This window comes from Legionella pneumophila subsp. pascullei, assembly GCF_900637585.1.
Lineage (GTDB): Bacteria > Pseudomonadota > Gammaproteobacteria > Legionellales > Legionellaceae > Legionella > Legionella pascullei.
The window spans coordinates 3,032,020-3,050,505 of the sequence record NZ_LR134380.1 but is presented as its reverse complement, the minus strand read 5'-3'; the positions used below and the strand labels follow the sequence as shown (position 1 = coordinate 3,050,505).

The window sequence follows — 18,486 nt, the reverse complement described above, 5'->3', positions numbered from 1 at the left end:
CTAATTTAAATATAGCAATAATTTCAATTTTTTTTTGTATGGGTCTAAACTTAAATTAAAAATAACCGAAAAAAGATAAAAAGAGTGGCATTTAATTTTTAGCACAAATTTTGCATGACATTATAAAAACAGGCATGAGGGGGCGGCACCATGAAAAAAATACTATTAACAATGTTCATGATGTCAATGGTGACTGTACTTAATGCGGGGCATTTTTATGGAACGGCATTATGTGCTTATCCTCAATATGAATGCATCAAGGTAACGGGTGGGCAAAGTTGGGAAAAACTATTTCCTGACCCTGTCCAAAGAGACATCGTTCAGAGAGTCAATCGTACTTATAACTATCTTTGGTCAGGCAGAGAAATAGCTGTACCAAAGAATTTAGCCAATATCAATATTTTTGATGTGTCTCCTTTCCCGCTTAAAATTCAGAGTGAAAATGAAAAACAGATTATCGTGGATCAAGAGAAACTGGCTTGGGGAGCCTATGATGCTCAAGGCAATTTAGTATGGTGGGGGCCTATTTCTTCTGGAAGTGATAAATGCTCTGATTCCAATAAAGTCTGTCGGACTTTGACGGGAATTTTCCGCGTATTCAGTAAAGAAAATGTCCGTTGTACTTCAGATGTTTTTCCTATAGGCAGAGGCGGTGCCAAAATGCCTTATTGCATGTATTTTCATAAAGGCTTTGCTTTACATGGTTCTGATGATATCCCGGGTGTAAGAGCTAGCCATGGCTGTGTACGTATGTTTATCCAGGATGCCAAGTGGTTAAATGAAAATTTTGTAGAGTTGTCCAGTGAGCGTAACAATTTTATGGGGACTAAGGTGATTGTACGTCCTTTAAATGACAGTGAGAAGAAAAAATGAACCTAAAAAGCCGAAGCTCAATAACTGCAATCGTTGTGATTCTATTAACTGGTGTACTAAATATATCGGCATATGCAGCCAAATCTAATAAAGCGACAAGTGCCGAAGATAAGGCGGAGAAAAAGGATAACGGGAAATTTCCACTAGGTTGTACTGCTGTTGGCTATCAGCAAAATTTAAAGGTATTGACTCTTCTTCCGGGGAAGGAAGGAGCCTTGCAATCTATGTATTTTATTTATAATAAATTGCCAGAAACTGTCAGTTTATATCAAATGCATGATAAGGAAAGTTTATATTCCTATTGGTTAAATCATTCTATCAGAGGGAGTTCCTGGGCTGTTTTGGCCACAGGTGAAAAAGAAGTGAAATTTATCTGTACCTTGGGTGATGGTAAACAGTCCTATGGAAAAATATTGGATTGTGCTGATGCGGTTAAAGTATGCGAATATGTTAATGTCAAATTTGGTTTGAATAATAAAGGTAATTTTTGGATAGTAGACAGCAATACGAGGAATGGGGCAGTTAGTCAAGTGGTGCATTATGGCATTATACCCGGTGTATAAATGGCCATGAAAAGAGGGGAATCTTCATGAAATCACTAGTACCTTGGGTGTGTGTTTTAGTCGCATCTGCAAGCCAACAAGTTTTTGCCGATGATGCATTCAATGCTTACAGATTAGGCCATTATAATGAAGCCGCCGAGCCCCTAATCAGTAAATCAGGTCAGGATGCCGTTGCCGAATATTATTTAGGGCGACTTTATCTTTATGGATATGGTCAGTTAAAAAATAATCGTATTGCGATGCGTTATTTTACCAAATCAGCGGAAAAAGGCTATTTACCTGCAGTTCTGCTCATGGCCAAATACAGTTTGCTACATGAAAAAAATCCGGAAGAGGCCGTTCGTTGGTTTAAGCAAGCGGCCGCAGTGGGAGATGTGAACGCACAAATGTTTATGGCGGCTGCCTATTTATATGGGGTTGGCGTCAAGAAAAATACTGATGTTGCGAGACGTTATTATATTGATGCAGCAAAAAATGGTAATGCGATTGCTCAATACACGTTAGCTGAATATTTTTTAGAGAGTAAGCATGCGGGCAATAAAAAATTAGGAATCATTTGGCTGACTAAAGCGGCAGAGAATGGAGATCCAAAAGCTTTAACAGAATTGGGCAGATTTTATGTGGCTGGGCAACTGGTTACCAAGGATACTGCCAAGGGTGTCGAATTATTAAATAAAGCAGCTTCGGAACAATATGCTCCGGCCATGGTTGAGCTGGGTAAATTGGCTTTAATGCAAAATCAATATGATGAGGCGATTCAATGGCTTAATAAGGCTGCGAAACAGAGTATAGACGCTACTCTTGAGTTAGCCCATATTTATTTACAAGATAAAAGTCCAGTTTATGAACCCAAGACAGGTTTTTTATTGGTACTAAAAGCAGCCCAGAATGGTTCAGTACAAGCTCAGAAAGAATTAGCCAATTTATATCAAAAAGGAATAGGGGTAACCGCTGATGAGGAATTGTCTAAACAATGGTCTCTGAAAGCCGCAGAAAATGAGAAGAAAAAAGCGGAGCCTCCCGTTCTTGCCCAAGCCGCATTGTGGTTAAGTAATGACAGAACGGATAAACTGGAAGAGACGGCTTACCAGATGAATGGTATATTCAGTCCATGGAATAATCCTTCGGCATTGAGAAATAATAGCTATAATCAAGCGCCTAAAATTGAAACCATCTCTCGTCAGGATATTTTCAAACCTCAATTTGAGTTGACTCAACCTAACAGTATTCCTATAAGCAATTATTATGACGCTTTAATCAGTAAACAAGTAGAGTTTCAATCAAATCAATGGGCCTATCCAACTTACAGGCTTAATCCATTCATAGAAGCTTTGGAGAGAGCCAATAGTCCTGTTGTACAAAAGCTCAACTTACCAGTCCCTTATATCGATGCGAATTATGATGATAATAATGAAGTGGGAAGTTTTGATTTAATGGATATTTGGATGGGAGATTGGCGACGAACTGTCAATTATATGTCTGTAGTCAATTATTTGTATTTCAGAGCAATACTTGGAAATGCCCAAACTCAATTTGAAATTGGTCAATTGTTTCAATATGGTATTGGTTTAATGCAAGATGATGCTTCTGCCATTATTTTTTATGAAAATGCGGCAGAACAAAAACACTTGGGCGCTGAATATAATTTGGGAATACTTTATCTTAAGCGAGGTAAAGACGAAAACGATTACCAACAAGCATTAAATTGGCTAACTGATTCCGCATTCAAAGGGAATAAAAGGGCACAATACGTCTTGGCAAGAATATTGCGCCAGGGAATAGTTGGTCCTGATGGAAAAGAGTATATCAAAGCAAATGATGAGCAAGCCATGGCCATGCTCTATCTTTCAGCGGCCAATGATTATGGTCCGGCTGAATATGAATTGGCAGAATATTTGGCAAGGGACTACAACAATGGTTTAAGTGTGGATGTCAGAAAACAAAAAATTGCCTTAATAAGGAAATTATATCAAGGCGCTGTGAAGAATAAAGTTGCAGAGGCATTGCTGCCATTGGCATTTTATAATGCGATGGATGATAACAAGCAAAAGCAGGAACAAGCGTTTAAAGTGGCTGAAGAACAGGCTGAAGCAGGTAATGAAAAAGCCGCTCTTTTACTGGGAATGCTCTATGACCGTGGTATAGGAATAACGGCTGATCCGGCCAAAGCCGTGTACTGGTATCAACAAGCCGGACAAAACCCCGTAAGTCAGTTTATATTGGGTACCTACATCACAGAAGGAAAAGGGATCCCTCAGGATAAAGAAAAGGGATTGGACTTACTGAAGCAATCGGCAGATTCCCAATTTTCCTATGCTGACTTTAATTTGGCAGTACTCAAGCAAAAATCCGGGGAAGACTTTTTACCCAATTTAATTGAATCCTATAAATTAGGGAATAGTCATGCCGGTATAGTATTGGCAGATTATTATTTATCTCAAAGCAGTGATCCTGAACAAATGAATCAAGCTAAGGAAATTTATAAAGGTTTGGCTGATAAGGGTGATCAATATGCGCAATTAAAATTGGCTTATATGCTCCAAAAAGGACTAGGTGCCGCACCAGATCTTGCTGGCGCGCAACATTGGTATACTGCTTCGGCAGAACAAGGCAATCCTGAAGCACAATACTTGTTAGGCCAATTTTATCAACTAGGTGAAATAGGAGAGCCTGATTATAATTTAGCCAAACATTGGTATCAAAAAGCAGCGAAACATTTATCTAAAGCCGATGTAGCATTAGGTTTTATTTATGAAACTGTCGATGATAATTACGCGCAAGCGTTAAAGGCTTATGAAAATGCTGCGGCAAAAGGAGATATGTTAGGTGCTTATAATCTGGCTTTAATGTATCAGTATGGTAAAGGCGTGCCCGTCAATTACTCCACAGCGTTATCTTTGTTTAAAGAAGCATCAGAGAAAGGTGCGCCGGAAGCGATGAGTCAATTGGCTGGAATGTACTTTTATGGTTTGGGGCAACCGAGAAACGAACAACAGGCGTTGGTCTGGTATAAAAAGGCTGCAAGCTTAGGCAATGGCAACGCTTTGTATGCCCTCGGTTTATTATCTGAAACAGGTGTTGGTGTGAAATTGGATTTTCCAGATGCTTTAAGATATTACCAGGAAGCATCTGATAAAGGTAACGAAAAGGCAATGCTGGCTTTGGCAAGGATGTACCATTATGGTCTTGGTGTCGAAAAGGATCATAAAAGATCGGCAAGTATTTATCAAAAATTGGCACAAAAGCAAAATGCTTACGCTCAGTATCAATTGGGTACTTATTATATTGAAGGAACGGCAGGCGAGCGGCTACCCGAAAAAGGTCGTGAGTTATTACAACAAGCGAGCGAAAACGGTAGTTTACAAGCTCGTAGAATATTACAGAGATTAGATGCACAAACCCAGGATAAAGTCAGTTATGTCGAACCTGTATTATTTAATAATGTTCCCAAGTTTGATGGCCAAAGTGCGGATATGATTTATTTTGATGCATTGAATGAGTGGAATCATGGGGAAGAAGTTTTGTCCAGAATGATCTTGCAACGTTTGGTGACGCAATATCCCAATTTTATACCCGCAAAGCGAGCATATGAGCAGTTGAATCAAGCCAAATTAATTAATAACTTGGGTTAAAGTCATTGCTCGGCTCTTTGAGTTATTTAACAGATGGTGTTTCAATCTTGCTAATCAAGTATCCGATTCTTCTGGGCCACAAGGCCCAGTCTACTTTTGTTGCTTCGATTATATTAAAACATTAACTCTTGCGCTTACCCTGGCACTTTACGAAAGTCGAGCCATGCCGTATTGTAATTTTAAAAATAATATTTCAGGGGTTTAAATTTTTAATTTAACCAAGGTCAAATAATTTTAGATAAAAATGGATGAGGATGTTGATATGAAATATGCTGTTACTTTTTGTACTACCGATCAGGAAGTAGGGAGTAATCCATTGTGGCACAGTTGTATATTGCTTTCAAAAATGGACGAAACCAGTAAATTGCTAGAAGTTGTTGATAATTGGGGATTTTATGGATTGCCGACAACCAATCGCAATAATTCCTGGTTAAATCAATTGAAAATAAAAATGGGCCTGGACGTGGATTTGATTGGCAATCATGGAATGTTGCGGCATGAAGAGCTCAGGTTTCTCGATCAGGGATGTGGTTTGCGCGGGGTTACCTTTGAGTTAAGCAAAGGCGACTTTGAGTTATTACAAAGAAAATGTTTGCAGATGGCCACTGATCAGGAAACAGCGATAAATGAGTTTGTTGAAACGCAAGGCATTAAGGGGAAACCACCTGAGAAAACCAGAATTTATCCTCACGAACAATTTTCAAAACTCATTTATGCGACTGAAAAGATTAAAGCCGAACAACAAAGGCGGGAAGCTCGCTTAAAACCTTTTGAGCTGCGTTTGTCCTGGGGATTGTTTGGGCCTAGTTTGGCTCTTTCCCAAAATTGTAAAACACAAGCTTTATCACTATTGTCTTATGTATTATCAAAGGAGCAAATTGAACGCCTCACAGAATATGGTGAGCATCCCACAGTGCCTAGACGTAGTGGGCCAATGGAGCCCATTTTTTTACATAGCACGGGTCCTTTACGAGAGCATAGGAAATCCTCAGGAGATGTGGTGCACTATCGTGATTTAAAGGATCCTGGAGTAAAGCTCTATTGGACAGTCCCTCCACAAGAACTTGAAGCATTATCTGAAGATACAATTAAGTTATTTCAAATGGATAAGGAATATTGTGAGGAAGTGAAAGCAATTGTCAGAAAATTGCAACGCCTGGAGTGGTTATTAATCAATAGCAATGTCCCTGGAAAATATCGGCTTTATAAAGATGAGTTAATCAACAAAGTAGTTGAATGTTATAAAGCCTTTTCTATTATTGAGCCTAAGCGAGAAGAGCCTAAAACTGCAGGATGGTATGGCTGGGCACTTTCTCTATTTTCAGCCCCAAGAAATGCAGAGGAAAGAATATTACAAGACAAAATTAAAAAGGCAAAATCGTTATTTAACACCATTTATATGGCCATTGTGGATAATTATCAAATTGACGATGATGCCCCAATGGAAAATAAAAATACCTCTCCCTATGAAGAAACTAGCGAAAACGGATTTGAAAATATGGTGGAAGCAGTAGCCTCCTATTTATCCAGAAAGGATAAAATTAATCTTTGTAAAATTATCGGGCGCACCTATTGTGATGATCATGTCGAGTTAGAAGACAATGAGGGGAAAATTTCTTTAACCCCGCACCTTTCGGCAACCTAGAAGTTTTAGAATAGATTCCAGCATGGGTTGGTGCTGAGGGACTGATAAAGCCCAACCCTCTTTAGATATCAATATACAAGCCATGTGAAAATTAAATTAACAATTTGCATTAAAATATTCAATTATTAATGTGTTTTTTTGATTGAAGTATGCATTTTAGAGTGATAGATTAAGGCCACTCAAGCAAACAAGTGAGCATAAAAGGATGTTTTTAACCATAAATGATTTACAAAGCCAAATTCAATTGGCTAAAAAGAGATTGTATGTTTTAGCCAAAAATTGGCTGGAAACTCAAAAGGAAGCAATTAATCCAAAAGATAAGGCGAGTTGGCTTGATGCCTTTCAGGCTCCGACAAAAGAAGAAATGCAGGAGCGATTAAAAGCGACAGGTTTTCCCTTGATCCGCAATGCAACATTGGTCAATCAATCGGAGGATGACTTCTCTCAAGAGAGCTTGGAGCAATCCTCGTCTTTGATACACTCAGAAAATCACCCTGAGCAACTCAACCCAAGAACGATCCCCAGAGTGATTTATGTATGCCACTCAGCAAAAAATAGTGAAGTACTCAAGAGATTATGCCAACTCACTACGTTAATGGAACAATTGCATACATTGGAAGCATTAACTTTTGAAGTCCAAACCAATGTGCATTTTAATGGCTTAAATTTGGCTTATCGTATGGCTCGAAGTATCAATAAGGAATGGCGCGATGTCGAAAAGGGTCGTGAAACAGTGGCGTACTATTCGGAACGCTTACTGACAGCAGAAAAACAATATAAATGGGCATCCGGTTTTTGTCAGGAGTCTTTAGCAATCTATAAAGAGCAATTAGATGCTCGGATAATGTATTTTAATGAATCATTAAGTTTTTTTATCGAATGCCTGACTGATACTTTTTCTTCTGTAAAAGACGACAGATATTGGCTAACCAGATTTTTACTGTCACCTTTACCTTGGCATAACATGCTTAATGAGGTAGCCAGTTTGTTGTTTACTAAAAATGGTTTTACCAATCCAACAGTCGATAGTATTGAAGTGAAACGCCCTCATTTAAAATCAATAACAGAGCGATTTGCTAATTTGATGACAGCACCTTTTGTTCTTTTGGAAAAGGAATTGCAAGCAAAAATGGAAAAAGCAGAAAATGAACAAAAAATAGCCAGAGAAAACGTGCAAGCGATGTCCTCAGAATTGGATATAGTGGTTCATATGCAGTCTCAAAGAAAGTTAGCCGCATTGCTGTTCCCTGCTCAACCATTAAGTATGTTAGGATTTTTCCAGGGCATAGCCGCTGCTATGGGCAGAAGTTATTTTTACTCAACTTTTGTCAGAGGAAATCAGGAGCATGACTCTAGGGTAATCGAGCATGAGCAGCCCACGGTCGAGGCAACTAATTATTCCAATGGGTTAAACTAGGGGACCGAACCGTAAATGCCGGTTCGGTTGTTTCGAACTTAGAGCGACGGAAACTCTATATTATGCAGCCATAGCCTTGAGGCGAGCAACGAGGCGACCTTTAATACGTGCTGCTTTGTTTTTATGAATTAAGCCTTTGTTAGCGGCTTTGTCTATCACTGGTTGTGCTTTAGTATAAGCAGCACGAGCAGCTTCTTGATCTCCAGACTCTACGGCTTTCAGCACGTTTTTAATGTAAGTGCGGTACATGGAACGCGCACTGGCGTTATGTTGACGCAATTTGACGTTTTGACGTGCACGCTTAATCGCTGATTTGATATTTGCCACTTAAAAATCTCCACTCAATCAGATGTTGCAAAAGATGTAGATCTTGCACAATGAGTTAGAATTTGTCAATAGACCTGCTTTGAACCTTTTGCTTTTATGTATTTGTTTTGACGTAGGTTGATGTTGAAATGTTTTATTATCGGGATAAATCTTGTTAAAGCCAAGATTTCATGTGATTAGTTTACCTCGTTCGATACCAAACTCGACTTGATTTGTAGTGGCATTCGGATCCTGATGTGTTGTGTTTTACGGGATACTGTCAGCTTAACCATAGATAAGAGGTATTTCCATGCTTTTTATATCGAACTCACGTCAGTTTAAGTATATCATAAAGAAAATTTTTATCTATTTAATACATCATGCTGACAACGGATATTATGGTACCTAAAAAACAAAGCTTGATACGATCCACTTCCCTCGTTTCATTAATGACATTTATTTCAAGAATAGTAGGGTTTGCCCGCGATATGGTTCTTGCCAATTTTTTTGGTGCGCAAGCTGGTATGGATGCTTTTTTTGTTGCTTTCAGGATACCGAATTTTATGCGGCGCCTTTTTGCGGAAGGCGCTTTTTCTCAAGCTTTTGTGCCGGTATTGGCTGAATATCAAAAAACACGCTCTTCTGAAGATGTTCGTATTTTCATCGCCCGGATTTCAGGTTATTTGAGTTCTATATTAACTTTGGTCACTGTAGTGGGAATTGTCGCTTCACCCGTTATTATTTTTTTGTTTGCGCCAGGTTTCCATCATGATAGCGTCCGGGCTGAATTGGCAACTCAGATGCTTCGTATCACTTTTCCCTATTTAATGCTTATTTCCCTAACAGCGATGGCTGGGGCCATATTGAATACCTATGGCTATTTTGGGGTTCCAGCTTTTACTCCCGTTTTGCTTAATATCAGCATGATACTCGCTGCTATGTACTTGTGTCCTAATTTGCCACAACCTGTTGTTGGTTTGGCATGGGGTGTGTTGATTGCAGGTATCGTGCAATTGGTTTTTCAATTGCCATTTTTGTATCAACGACATTTGCTTATCAGGCCAAGAGTCGTTCGGGATGATCCAGGAGTCAATAAGGTACTTAAGTTAATGATCCCAGCCTTATTCGGTGTTTCAATTGCGCAACTTAATTTGATGGTAGATAGTATTTTTGCTTCTTTTCTAAAAGTAGGGAGTGTGTCTTGGTTATACTATACAGACAGACTAACTGATTTTCCTTTGGGGGTTTTTGGGGTTGCCATTGCGACGGTTATCTTGCCCCACCTTTCCAGAAAACACACAGAGCAAAATATTAATCAATATTCTCGCGCTTTGGATTGGGGGCTGCGTTCAATATTATTGATAGGAATTCCAGCCGGTTTGGGATTATCCTTTTTTGCCTTGCCTTTAATTGCTAGTTGTTTTGCTTATGGCAAATTTACAGCCTATGATTTGCTGCAAACTCAAAAAAGCCTGATCACTCTTGCCATGGGAGTTCCTGCCTTCATGGTGGTTAAAGTCTTGGCTTCTGGTTTTTATGCTCGCCAGGACATCAGCACCCCTGTAAAAGTGGGTGCCATAGCCATGGTGGTTAATACACTGTTATGTTTTGTATTTGTTTGGCACCTGGCCCATGCTGGCTTGACATTGGCTTCTGCATTAGCTGGCTATGTGAATTGTGCTATTTTGTTGTTTCTCTTGATTAAAAGGGGATTGTTCAAACCATCACCCGGATGGCTGAAATACAGTATGCAATTGTTAGTAGCCAATTTTGCAATCGGCGTATATTTATATTTTATGAGTGGAACAGCGACTTACTGGCTTGGTTTCTCTCCCTTGATGCGCTTGAGCTTGTTATTAGCTCATGTATTCGTCACGGTAGTCATCTATTTATTAGTTTTAGGTATAATAGGGCTTAGACCTAACCACTTTCGTGGCCAGATTAAGGATTAAATACGATGCAAGCTGAAGTATTTTATAAACGCTGTGGGGATAGGGTAATTCCTATCCATCTCATTTCTCAATCGCAATGGGAAGAAGGAATTGAGAATCTAACCCCTATGGAACGCAATTGTTTTTCTGTACGCCAATTTAAGGGTAATTTGGGTGATTATTGTTTTATTCTCAATGCGGATGGTGTTATTGAAAAAGCCTTTATTGGTTCAGGAGCTGGTAATCAGGAAGGTGCTTTGGCCAATGCTGCACTGTTATTGCCTCAGGGGAACTATCAATTGCAAGATGTGTTAAGTCGTGAGGCTGGCGTAGCTTGGGCACTGGCACAATATCGCTTTGATGAGTATAAAAAATACGAATTACAGCCTCGAGTTTTAATTACTGAAGCAAATGAAATCGATGATATTTTATCCTTGGCTAATTCTATATTTCTAGTGCGGGACCTCATTAACAGACCCACCTGTGATATGGGGCCAGAATCGTTAGCCCATATTGTTGAAGAATTAGCTATAACACACAAGGCTTACTTTAAACAATGGATTGGGGAGGAGTTGATAAAGGATAATTTTCCTGCCATTCATGCAGTTGGCAGGGCTTCTGCTCTAGCACCTCGCTTATTGTCGTTGCATTGGGGAAATGAGAAACATCCACTGGTGACTTTGATTGGAAAGGGCGTTTGTTTTGATAGTGGCGGGCTTGATATCAAACCTTCATCAGGCATGCGTTTGATGAAAAAAGATATGGGTGGTGCTGCGCACGTCATAGGTTTAGCCCAGTGGATAATGGTTCAGCGTTTGCCGATTCGATTACAGGTATTAATCCCCGCTGTTGAAAACGCCATTGGTCCGAATGCTTTTAGGCCAGGAGATGTTTTAACCATGCGCAACGGATTAACCGTAGAAATAGAAAACACTGATGCAGAAGGTCGATTGATTCTGGCAGATGCTTTGGCTATGGCTTGTGAAGAAAAACCAGATTTGATCATTGATTTTGCTACTTTAACAGGTGCTGCTCGTGTCGCTGTCGGAACTGAAATTGCAGCCATGTTTTCTAATCATGATCAACTGGCTCAGGATATAGTAGCGGCATCTAATAAAGTCTCAGACCCCGTCTGGCGGTTGCCTTTATTTTCACCTTATGCAGAGTTATTGAATTCGAATATTGCGGACATGAGCAACTCCAGTTCTTCGTCCTATGCTGGGGCTATTACTGCCGGCTTATTTCTGCAACGATTTGTGACAAAATCAATACCATGGGTTCATTTTGATATCATGGCTTGGAATACTGTAAGCAAGCCAGGAAAGCCCGAAGGTGGTGAAGCAATGGGTTTAAGAGCAGTTGCCGAGTATTTATTGCAGGTTTATGGATAGAATTTTCAGTTGGGAGCTAGTTATGTTTGTGACTTTTAGTTGTGATGCATATGAGAACATTACTTATTTTGAAAATGTGGCAAAACAATTATTGTTGTTAATGGGGCATGGCGGCACAATCCCCGGTGCTATTAAGTCTGAAAATGTACCTGATGCTTTGCATCATTTACAACAAGGGCTGGAAAAAATAAAAAGCGAAAATAAACTGCTAGAAGACGATGAGGATAGTGAGCCTGATATCAGTTTGGCTAAACGAGCAATCCCTTTAATTCATTTATTACAAGCCGCCGAAAAAAAGGATTGTGATGTGCTGTGGTCTCATTCAAAATCACCAGGTTAAAATGTAACTGCTGATTCTCCGGGCTTCTTTATCCTTTATCCGCTCCCTGATGGTCGCGGCTCTGTTTTACTTTATTATAATCAGAGACGCGACCATCAGGGAGCGGATACACAATAAGCTTAAAAATCCAGCGAGCAGAAAAATATTTATTCAATCGAGTGTGTGTGCAATGCACAGCCTTTGTTTCTATAGTCTTTATAGTGCAATCGACTCACTTCTTTCTCATGTTCTACATTACTCACCAATTCAATGACTCTTTTAAATCGGGTATAAAAAATTGGAATATTGGTGGATAAATTCAACAGAATATCAGTAAAGCCTCTGGGTTCCTTTTGATAGCCAATTTGTACGGGAGGAGGAGGTTCTGGGCCTTCACCTTGCAAATTATGAGGAATAAAACTGTCGTCTTTGAAAGTCCACAACAATTCATCAAGGTATTCTGCTTGCTGTTGATTGTCACAGAAAACAAAAATGGTATGCCCTTTGCTATAGGCTTTTTCAATTAAGCGGCAAGCAACCAACCAGCGAGATTCTGGGAGGCTGCTGGCTAATAAGTAAAAATCAACGCGAATTGGCGACATGACGTAATAATTGAGTTAATAAAGGAACAGGGCGCCCTGTCGCATTACGCTTCTTTCCAGAAATCCAGGCTGTTCCCGCAATATCCAAATGGGCCCAACGATATTTTTCGGTAAATCGTGATAAGAAGCAGGCGGCGGTAATGCTTCCTGCTGTACGATCAAAGCTGGCGTTAATCATATCAGCCAAAGGACTATCCAGGGCATCTTGATAGGCCTCATCCAGTGGCATACGCCAAACTTTATCCTGGCTTTCATTCGCTGCAAGCTCAATTGATTGGGCCAGTTGCTCATCTTTAGTCATATAACCAGTGGCTACATTGCCCAATGCCACGATTATCGCCCCTGTTAAGGTAGCAATATCGATTACAAAATCAGGATGATATCGTTCGGCGTAGGTCAAAGCATCCGCTAACACCAATCGACCTTCCGCATCAGTATTAATGATTTCGACTGTTTGTCCTGACATGGTGGTCACAATGTCTCCTGATTTTACAGCGGAGCCGCTAATCAGATTTTCAGCGCTGGCTATAATGCCGATAAGATTAATAGGCAATTTCAGCAAAGCACAGGCTTTTATAACTCCTAACACACTGGCAGCACCAGACATATCGTATTTCATTTCATCCATGGCATTGGCCGGCTTTATAGATAAGCCTCCGGAGTCAAAAGTAATGCCTTTACCTACAAGAATGACCGGTGCTGAGTTTTTGTCACCCTGATAATGAATATCTATCAATCTTGGAGGTTGGTCGCTCCCTTGGGCAACGGCTAATAATGCGCCCATACCCATTTCCTTTATTTCTTCTGGCCCCATAACGTGACAGCTTATCTGGTCGAATTGTTTGGATAATGAAATAGCTTGTTCACCAAGATAAGTCGGAGTACAAATATTGGCCGGCATATTCGCTAAATCACGGCAAAATTCAACTCCGCTAACAATGGCTTTGGCCATTTCAAGGCTTTTTTCAGTAGCTCCAGGCAGATGGAATATGACCGACTCTAATTTATGACTCTTTGCATGTTTCGTTTTAAAATCAAGAAATTGATATCGTAAATTATCGATTTGAACAATCATTTGCTCTAATTGCCATTCAGCAGACTCTTGATTTAATCGAGGCAAACACACAGTAGCAGAAGAGAAACGCTGTTTAATTAATGCTTCGGTAATTTCCCCTACACGTTTTTGTAGCGAACTAGCGCTAAATTCTTCTTTCCTACCACACTGAATGATTAACAAGCTATGTCCTTTGACATCAGTTTGCCATACAGTATTCCCTGGTTCAGGGATTCTCTGGCAAAGTTTTTTAATCAATCCTGGTTGTTCATTATCAATTGCAGTTGCAAAATCGGGTAGTGTTAAATCTGAAAAAACGCCTAACACCAGACATTCGCTCGTGGTTAATGAGGGGGTATGAGTTAATCCATAATTCATGATATTTTTCCTGCACCTCTTGAGAAAGACAACTAGTTTACCTAAATTGGATAAGCATTTGAATGAAAAATTCTGTTTTAATCGTCTGTTTTAAATCAATACTATTTTTAAATAGGCTGTCTTGAATTATCATGGTGGGTCCTTTTATATGTTATTCTGAAAGAATTGAATTAATTGATAAGGTCCTGTATAGGGTATTAAGTAGTGATTATTTTTCGTTATTTGACTAAAGAAGTGTTCCTCACTTTAATCGCATTAACCGCGATATTAGTTCTTATTTTCATGAGTAATCAATTCATACAATATTTAAATCGCGCTGCTTCTGGTTCAATTCCTGGTTTTGTAATTATGAAGTTGTTGATGTTGGAATTGCCAAATTTAATGGGCTTGCTACTCCCTCTTGGATTTTATGTTGCTCTTTTATTGGCGTATGGCCGCTTATATGCCGAAAGTGAAATGACGGTTCTGCGGGCTTGTGGTTATGGTCCCAGGCAATTACTGAAACATAGCTTTGTCATGGCCACTCTTGTGTTAGTAGTGGTCGCTGTCGTGATGATTTGGGCAAGTCCTGTGATTGCTGTTGAACGCACCAAGTTAATACGTTCTACTGGAATCAAAACTTTAATTCAAACTATTATGCCTGGGCGCTTTCATGCCATTAATAGCGGTCAGCAAATCTTTTATGTGCAATCCATGAATCGTGATCATTCCCAGGCAGAGCAGATATTCATGGCAAAACATAGCGTTCAGGATAATAAGTTGTTATGGGATGTGTTGTGGGCAGATAAAGCATTTGCTGAGGTTAATCCTCAAACAGGTGAGGAATACATCGTGCTGCAAAATGGCAAGGAATACCAAGGTGTTCCAGGCCATGCCGATTACCAGATTGCAGAATTTGCGAGCTATAAATCCAAATTGCCCAATCCTACTGTTGTCATGAATGATGATGCCCGCACTGCAAAAACCAGAGACTTATGGCCTTTGAACAATCAGGATTTGAAAAAGGCAGCTGAACTACAGTGGCGTATTTCCATCCCCTTAATGGTTCTGACTTTGACTTTGGTTGCCGTTCCGCTCAGCCGTGTCAGCCCACGTTCTGGAAAATATTCGAAACTTTTGCCAGCCATTATCATTTATATTTTTTACGCTAATTTTATGTTTGTTTCTCGTGATGCGATTGCTACCGGTAAAATTCCCTGGTGGATAGGCATGTGGTGGGTACACTTGCTCGTTGCCATTCTGGGAATCCTCTTAATTTGGCGAAATCAGGTGAAGCTTGCATGAGTAGAAAATTACTTGATCGCTATATTGCCAAAACGGTTTTATCTGCAATCGGCTTAGTGACTTTGATGCTGGTCGGATTGCAGATTTTTATTTTGTTTGTTAATCAAATAGATGATTTGGGGCGATCGGATTATGGAATCGTACAAGCCAGTGTTTTTGTGCTTTTGCAGATGCCTTATCAAGTCTATCTGTTTTTCCCTATCGCCAGCTTGCTGGGGTGTTTGATTGGTTTGGGGGTACTAGCTAACCATAGTGAACTGGTTGTGATGCGAGCGGCAGGGATATCTATCGGCCAAATAACAGGGGCGGTACTGAAGGCGTCTCTGATAGTGATTCTATTGATCACCTCTTTGGGTGAAACCGTTGTACCAGTCATGGCGCATTATGCGAATGAATACAAGGTTTCCGCTTTAACAGGAGGGCAGGCTTTGCTGACTCCAAGAGGAGTTTGGGTGCGTAATGGTAATGATTTTGTTTCTATCGCTTCAGTCACACGCGAGAATACTTTGCGCTATGTTAACCAATTCCGTTTTGATAGCCAGCATACTTTAAAACTGGCTCGTCAGATAAGTGAAGTAAAGTATGTCAATAATTCGTGGATAGCTTATGATGTGAAACAAACCGAATTTGCAGAGGATCATACCAAAGCTTATCATTTCGATACACTGCCGTGGGATGTTCCTGTGAAACCGGAAATTCTTAAAATTACTGGTACCAATCCGGATGAAATGACTTTACGTGAATTAAAACGCTATTTACGTGAGCAACAACGCAACCATCAAAATGTATCAAATTATAAGTTTGCCTTTTTTCAACGAATTACCCAGCCTTTGAACACTATGGTGATGATGATATTAGCCATCCCCTTTATTTTTGGTCCATTACGTTCTTCAACCATGGGCTCAAAATTACTGGTAGGCGCTATGGTTGGATTTGGGTTTCACATTCTGAATCGATTTTTCGGTCCAGTGAGCACCGTATTCCAGTGGCCACCTGAACTGGCAGCTTTTAGTCCTACTCTCATCTTTTCCTTAATTGGGATTTATTTAATGCGACGAGTCAGATAATGGCATTGATTAGACACTTGCTTGAATACCTGATCAATCCTTTCTTTTTATGTGTATTGGCGATAGGGATTGGCATTTTTTTACTATGGCGCCAGCTTGCGCCCACTGTCACTAGAGTTCTGTTGTTTCTTGTATTGATTGTCTTGCTTGCAATGAGCACGGGTTGGTTGCCCAGTTATTTAACTTATCAATTAGAGTCTCGATACTCTATAGTGAATCAGATTAATCCAAACGTTAAATGGGTAGTTGTTCTCGGTGGAGGGCAAAATATTGGAGAAGGAATGCCGGCAAATGATTTATTGACCTCAGCAAGCATCAAGCGATTGGTTGAAGGTATCCGATTATTCAGGGCTTTGCCTGATGCAAAACTGCTTTTATCTGGGGGAGGGTCTACAGGTGAACAACCAGAGGCTTTATTATTGGCGGAATTAACCAAATGGTTCTCAATCGATCCCCAAAAAGTTGTCATTGAAACCGTTTCTATCAATACAGCAGATCAGGCACGCGAATTAGCAGCTATAGTGCATGAGCAACCCTTCTATCTGGTTACATCAGCTGTTCATATGCCGCGTTCCATGGCATTGTGTCAGCAGCAAGGATTGCATCCCATAGCAGCCCCAACTGATTTTACCTTCTTTTGGTCTACTGATACCTGGGTGAAAATGATTATACCAAATCCCTATAACCTGGCCTATGCTTCAATCGCTCTCCATGAAATCCTGGGAAAAATATGGGCTTTGGGGTTCAGGTAAGCTGGTGTGCCTTGAGACTTGGTTTTTGAGTTCGTTACTTACACTACTTGTCCGGCAGCCCAGCCGGAAGACCATGCCCACTGGAAATTATACCCACCTAACCATCCAGTTACATCCAACGCTTCACCTATGAAATAGAGGCCTGGCACATTGTTGGCTTCCATAGTTTTTGATGATATAGCGTGGCAGTCTATCCCTCCTATTGTAACCTCTGCAGTACGGTAACCTTCTGTCCCATTGGGTTTCACTACCCAGTTCTGCAACAAATGGGAAATCGTTTCCAAATCTTTATTAGAGCTGTCAGCGAGTTTTTTTTCACCCAGTTTTTGAGGAATGAATACTTCAACAACTCGTTTGGGTAAGTACATCGATAGCACAGAGTTTAATTGTTTATGCGGTACTTCTGCTCGGGCTGTTTTCAAGCTTTCCAAGAGATTATGCTCAGGCAGCAAATTAATGCCTATGCTTTCACCGGGCTGCCAGTAGGATGAGAGTTGCAAGATAGCAGGACCACTCAGTCCCCGGTGGGTAAACAAGATATGTTCGCGAAATTGATTTCTTTCATTATTGACCAGGCTATCAATACCTATTCCCGACAGGATAGATAATCTGTCTTTTTCGAGAACATCTAAAGTCAACGGTACCAGACCGGCCCTGGTTGGCCATACCTTAATATCGAACTGTTCTGCCACTTTATAGGCAAAGGGGCTGGCACCCATTGTGGGAATAGAGAGTCCTCCGGTCGCAATGACCACAGAATGACAATGAAACTTTCCTTTTGTCGTGCCTATCTTGAAAGAATAATCGTTGGTTTTTTGTATTTTTTCTATTACGGTATTTAAATAAATCGTCGCCCCATATTGCTCACATTCTTTAAGCAACATATCAACGATGTCTTTGGACTTATTATCGCAAAATAATTGTCCTAATGTTTTTTCATGGAAGGGAATTTTGTGTTTGTTAACCAGTTCAATAAAATCCCATTGAGTGTAACGAGATAAGGCTGATTTGAAAAAATGGGGGTTGTGGGAAAAATATTTGTTGGGTTCAATGTAGTAATTGGTAAAATTACAACGACCACCTCCTGACATGAGTATCTTTTTTCCGGCTTTATTGGAATGATCCAGTACAAGCACTTTTCTTTTACGCTTGCTTGCTTGAATAGCACACATTAGGCCTGCAGCGCCAGCTCCAATGATAAGGACATCGATTTCTTGCATACAGAAAGATTTGGTTATGACCAATTTTTTAGTTGAAGAGGTATTTAATTTT

Annotated in this window: 15 protein-coding genes; 11 read left to right on the top strand and 4 right to left on the bottom strand. The window is 40.1% G+C overall.

The genetic code is table 11. From position 1 onward, the window contains the following. Positions 1-150 precede the first annotated feature (150 nt). The 5 genes from EL201_RS13710 to EL201_RS13690 all read left to right on the top strand — a co-directional run bounded on the left by EL201_RS13710 (position 151) and on the right by EL201_RS13690 (position 8,130). On the top strand, positions 151-873 hold the full coding sequence (locus EL201_RS13710; RefSeq protein WP_027222792.1) for a L,D-transpeptidase: 723 nt from the start codon (positions 151-153) through the stop codon (positions 871-873). Beyond that, positions 870-1,436 carry a hypothetical protein gene (locus EL201_RS13705; RefSeq protein ID WP_027222791.1) on the top strand — a complete coding sequence of 189 codons (567 nt, stop codon included), beginning with the start codon at positions 870-872 and terminating at the stop codon, positions 1,434-1,436. The genes EL201_RS13710 and EL201_RS13705 overlap by 4 nt, the downstream gene beginning before the upstream one ends. A gap of 26 nt (positions 1,437-1,462) precedes the next feature. Further along, on the top strand, positions 1,463-5,068 hold the full coding sequence (gene enhC / locus EL201_RS13700) for an enhanced entry protein EnhC (RefSeq protein WP_027222790.1): 3,606 nt from the start codon (positions 1,463-1,465) through the stop codon (positions 5,066-5,068). 262 nt (positions 5,069-5,330) lie between these two features. Beyond that, positions 5,331-6,713 (top strand): hypothetical protein, encoded by a 1,383-nt coding sequence (locus tag EL201_RS13695; protein WP_027222789.1) that lies wholly within the window; start codon positions 5,331-5,333, stop codon positions 6,711-6,713. A gap of 205 nt (positions 6,714-6,918) precedes the next feature. Further along, a complete protein-coding gene (locus EL201_RS13690) occupies positions 6,919-8,130 on the top strand; it encodes a hypothetical protein (protein ID WP_027222788.1) in 1,212 nt (403 codons plus the stop codon). A gap of 60 nt (positions 8,131-8,190) precedes the next feature. Here the strand turns inward: EL201_RS13690 and rpsT are convergent, their stop codons facing one another. Further along, positions 8,191-8,457: a 30S ribosomal protein S20 gene (gene rpsT / locus EL201_RS13685; protein ID WP_010948336.1), complete on the bottom strand. Its 267-nt coding sequence runs from the start codon at positions 8,455-8,457 to the stop codon at positions 8,191-8,193. Positions 8,458-8,816: 359 nt separating this feature from the next. Between rpsT and murJ the strand changes: the two genes are divergently transcribed. The 3 genes from murJ to EL201_RS13670 are packed head-to-tail and all read left to right on the top strand — an operon-like array spanning position 8,817 to position 12,098. Continuing rightward, a complete protein-coding gene (gene murJ / locus EL201_RS13680; RefSeq protein ID WP_027222787.1) occupies positions 8,817-10,388 on the top strand; it encodes a murein biosynthesis integral membrane protein MurJ in 1,572 nt (523 codons plus the stop codon). Between the two features lie 5 nt (positions 10,389-10,393). Beyond that, on the top strand, positions 10,394-11,758 hold the full coding sequence (locus EL201_RS13675; protein ID WP_027222786.1) for a leucyl aminopeptidase family protein: 1,365 nt from the start codon (positions 10,394-10,396) through the stop codon (positions 11,756-11,758). 22 nt (positions 11,759-11,780) lie between these two features. Beyond that, positions 11,781-12,098 (top strand): DUF1840 domain-containing protein, encoded by a 318-nt coding sequence (locus tag EL201_RS13670; protein ID WP_010948333.1) that lies wholly within the window; start codon positions 11,781-11,783, stop codon positions 12,096-12,098. Between the two features lie 146 nt (positions 12,099-12,244). Here EL201_RS13670 and EL201_RS13665 read toward each other — a convergent pair whose 3' ends face one another. Next, entirely contained in the window at positions 12,245-12,679 is a 435-nt protein-coding gene (locus EL201_RS13665; RefSeq protein ID WP_027222785.1) for a DNA polymerase III subunit chi, read from the bottom strand. Then, positions 12,660-14,111, bottom strand: coding sequence for a leucyl aminopeptidase (locus tag EL201_RS13660; protein WP_027222784.1), 1,452 nt, complete (start codon positions 14,109-14,111; stop codon positions 12,660-12,662). The genes EL201_RS13665 and EL201_RS13660 overlap by 20 nt, the downstream gene beginning before the upstream one ends. A 204-nt stretch (positions 14,112-14,315) precedes the next feature. Between EL201_RS13660 and lptF the strand changes: the two genes are divergently transcribed. The 3 genes from lptF to EL201_RS13645 are packed head-to-tail and all read left to right on the top strand — an operon-like array spanning position 14,316 to position 17,214. Continuing rightward, a complete protein-coding gene (gene lptF / locus EL201_RS13655; protein WP_027222783.1) occupies positions 14,316-15,395 on the top strand; it encodes an LPS export ABC transporter permease LptF in 1,080 nt (359 codons plus the stop codon). Continuing rightward, complete coding sequence (lptG, locus tag EL201_RS13650; RefSeq protein ID WP_027222782.1) at positions 15,392-16,462, top strand: LPS export ABC transporter permease LptG; 1,071 nt, start codon at positions 15,392-15,394, stop codon at positions 16,460-16,462. The genes lptF and lptG overlap by 4 nt, the downstream gene beginning before the upstream one ends. Further along, positions 16,462-17,214: a YdcF family protein gene (locus tag EL201_RS13645; protein WP_027222781.1), complete on the top strand. Its 753-nt coding sequence runs from the start codon at positions 16,462-16,464 to the stop codon at positions 17,212-17,214. The genes lptG and EL201_RS13645 overlap by 1 nt, the downstream gene beginning before the upstream one ends. 38 nt (positions 17,215-17,252) lie before the next feature. Here the strand turns inward: EL201_RS13645 and EL201_RS13640 are convergent, their stop codons facing one another. Further along, a complete protein-coding gene (locus tag EL201_RS13640; RefSeq protein ID WP_027222780.1) occupies positions 17,253-18,434 on the bottom strand; it encodes a BaiN/RdsA family NAD(P)/FAD-dependent oxidoreductase in 1,182 nt (393 codons plus the stop codon). Positions 18,435-18,486 lie beyond the last annotated feature (52 nt).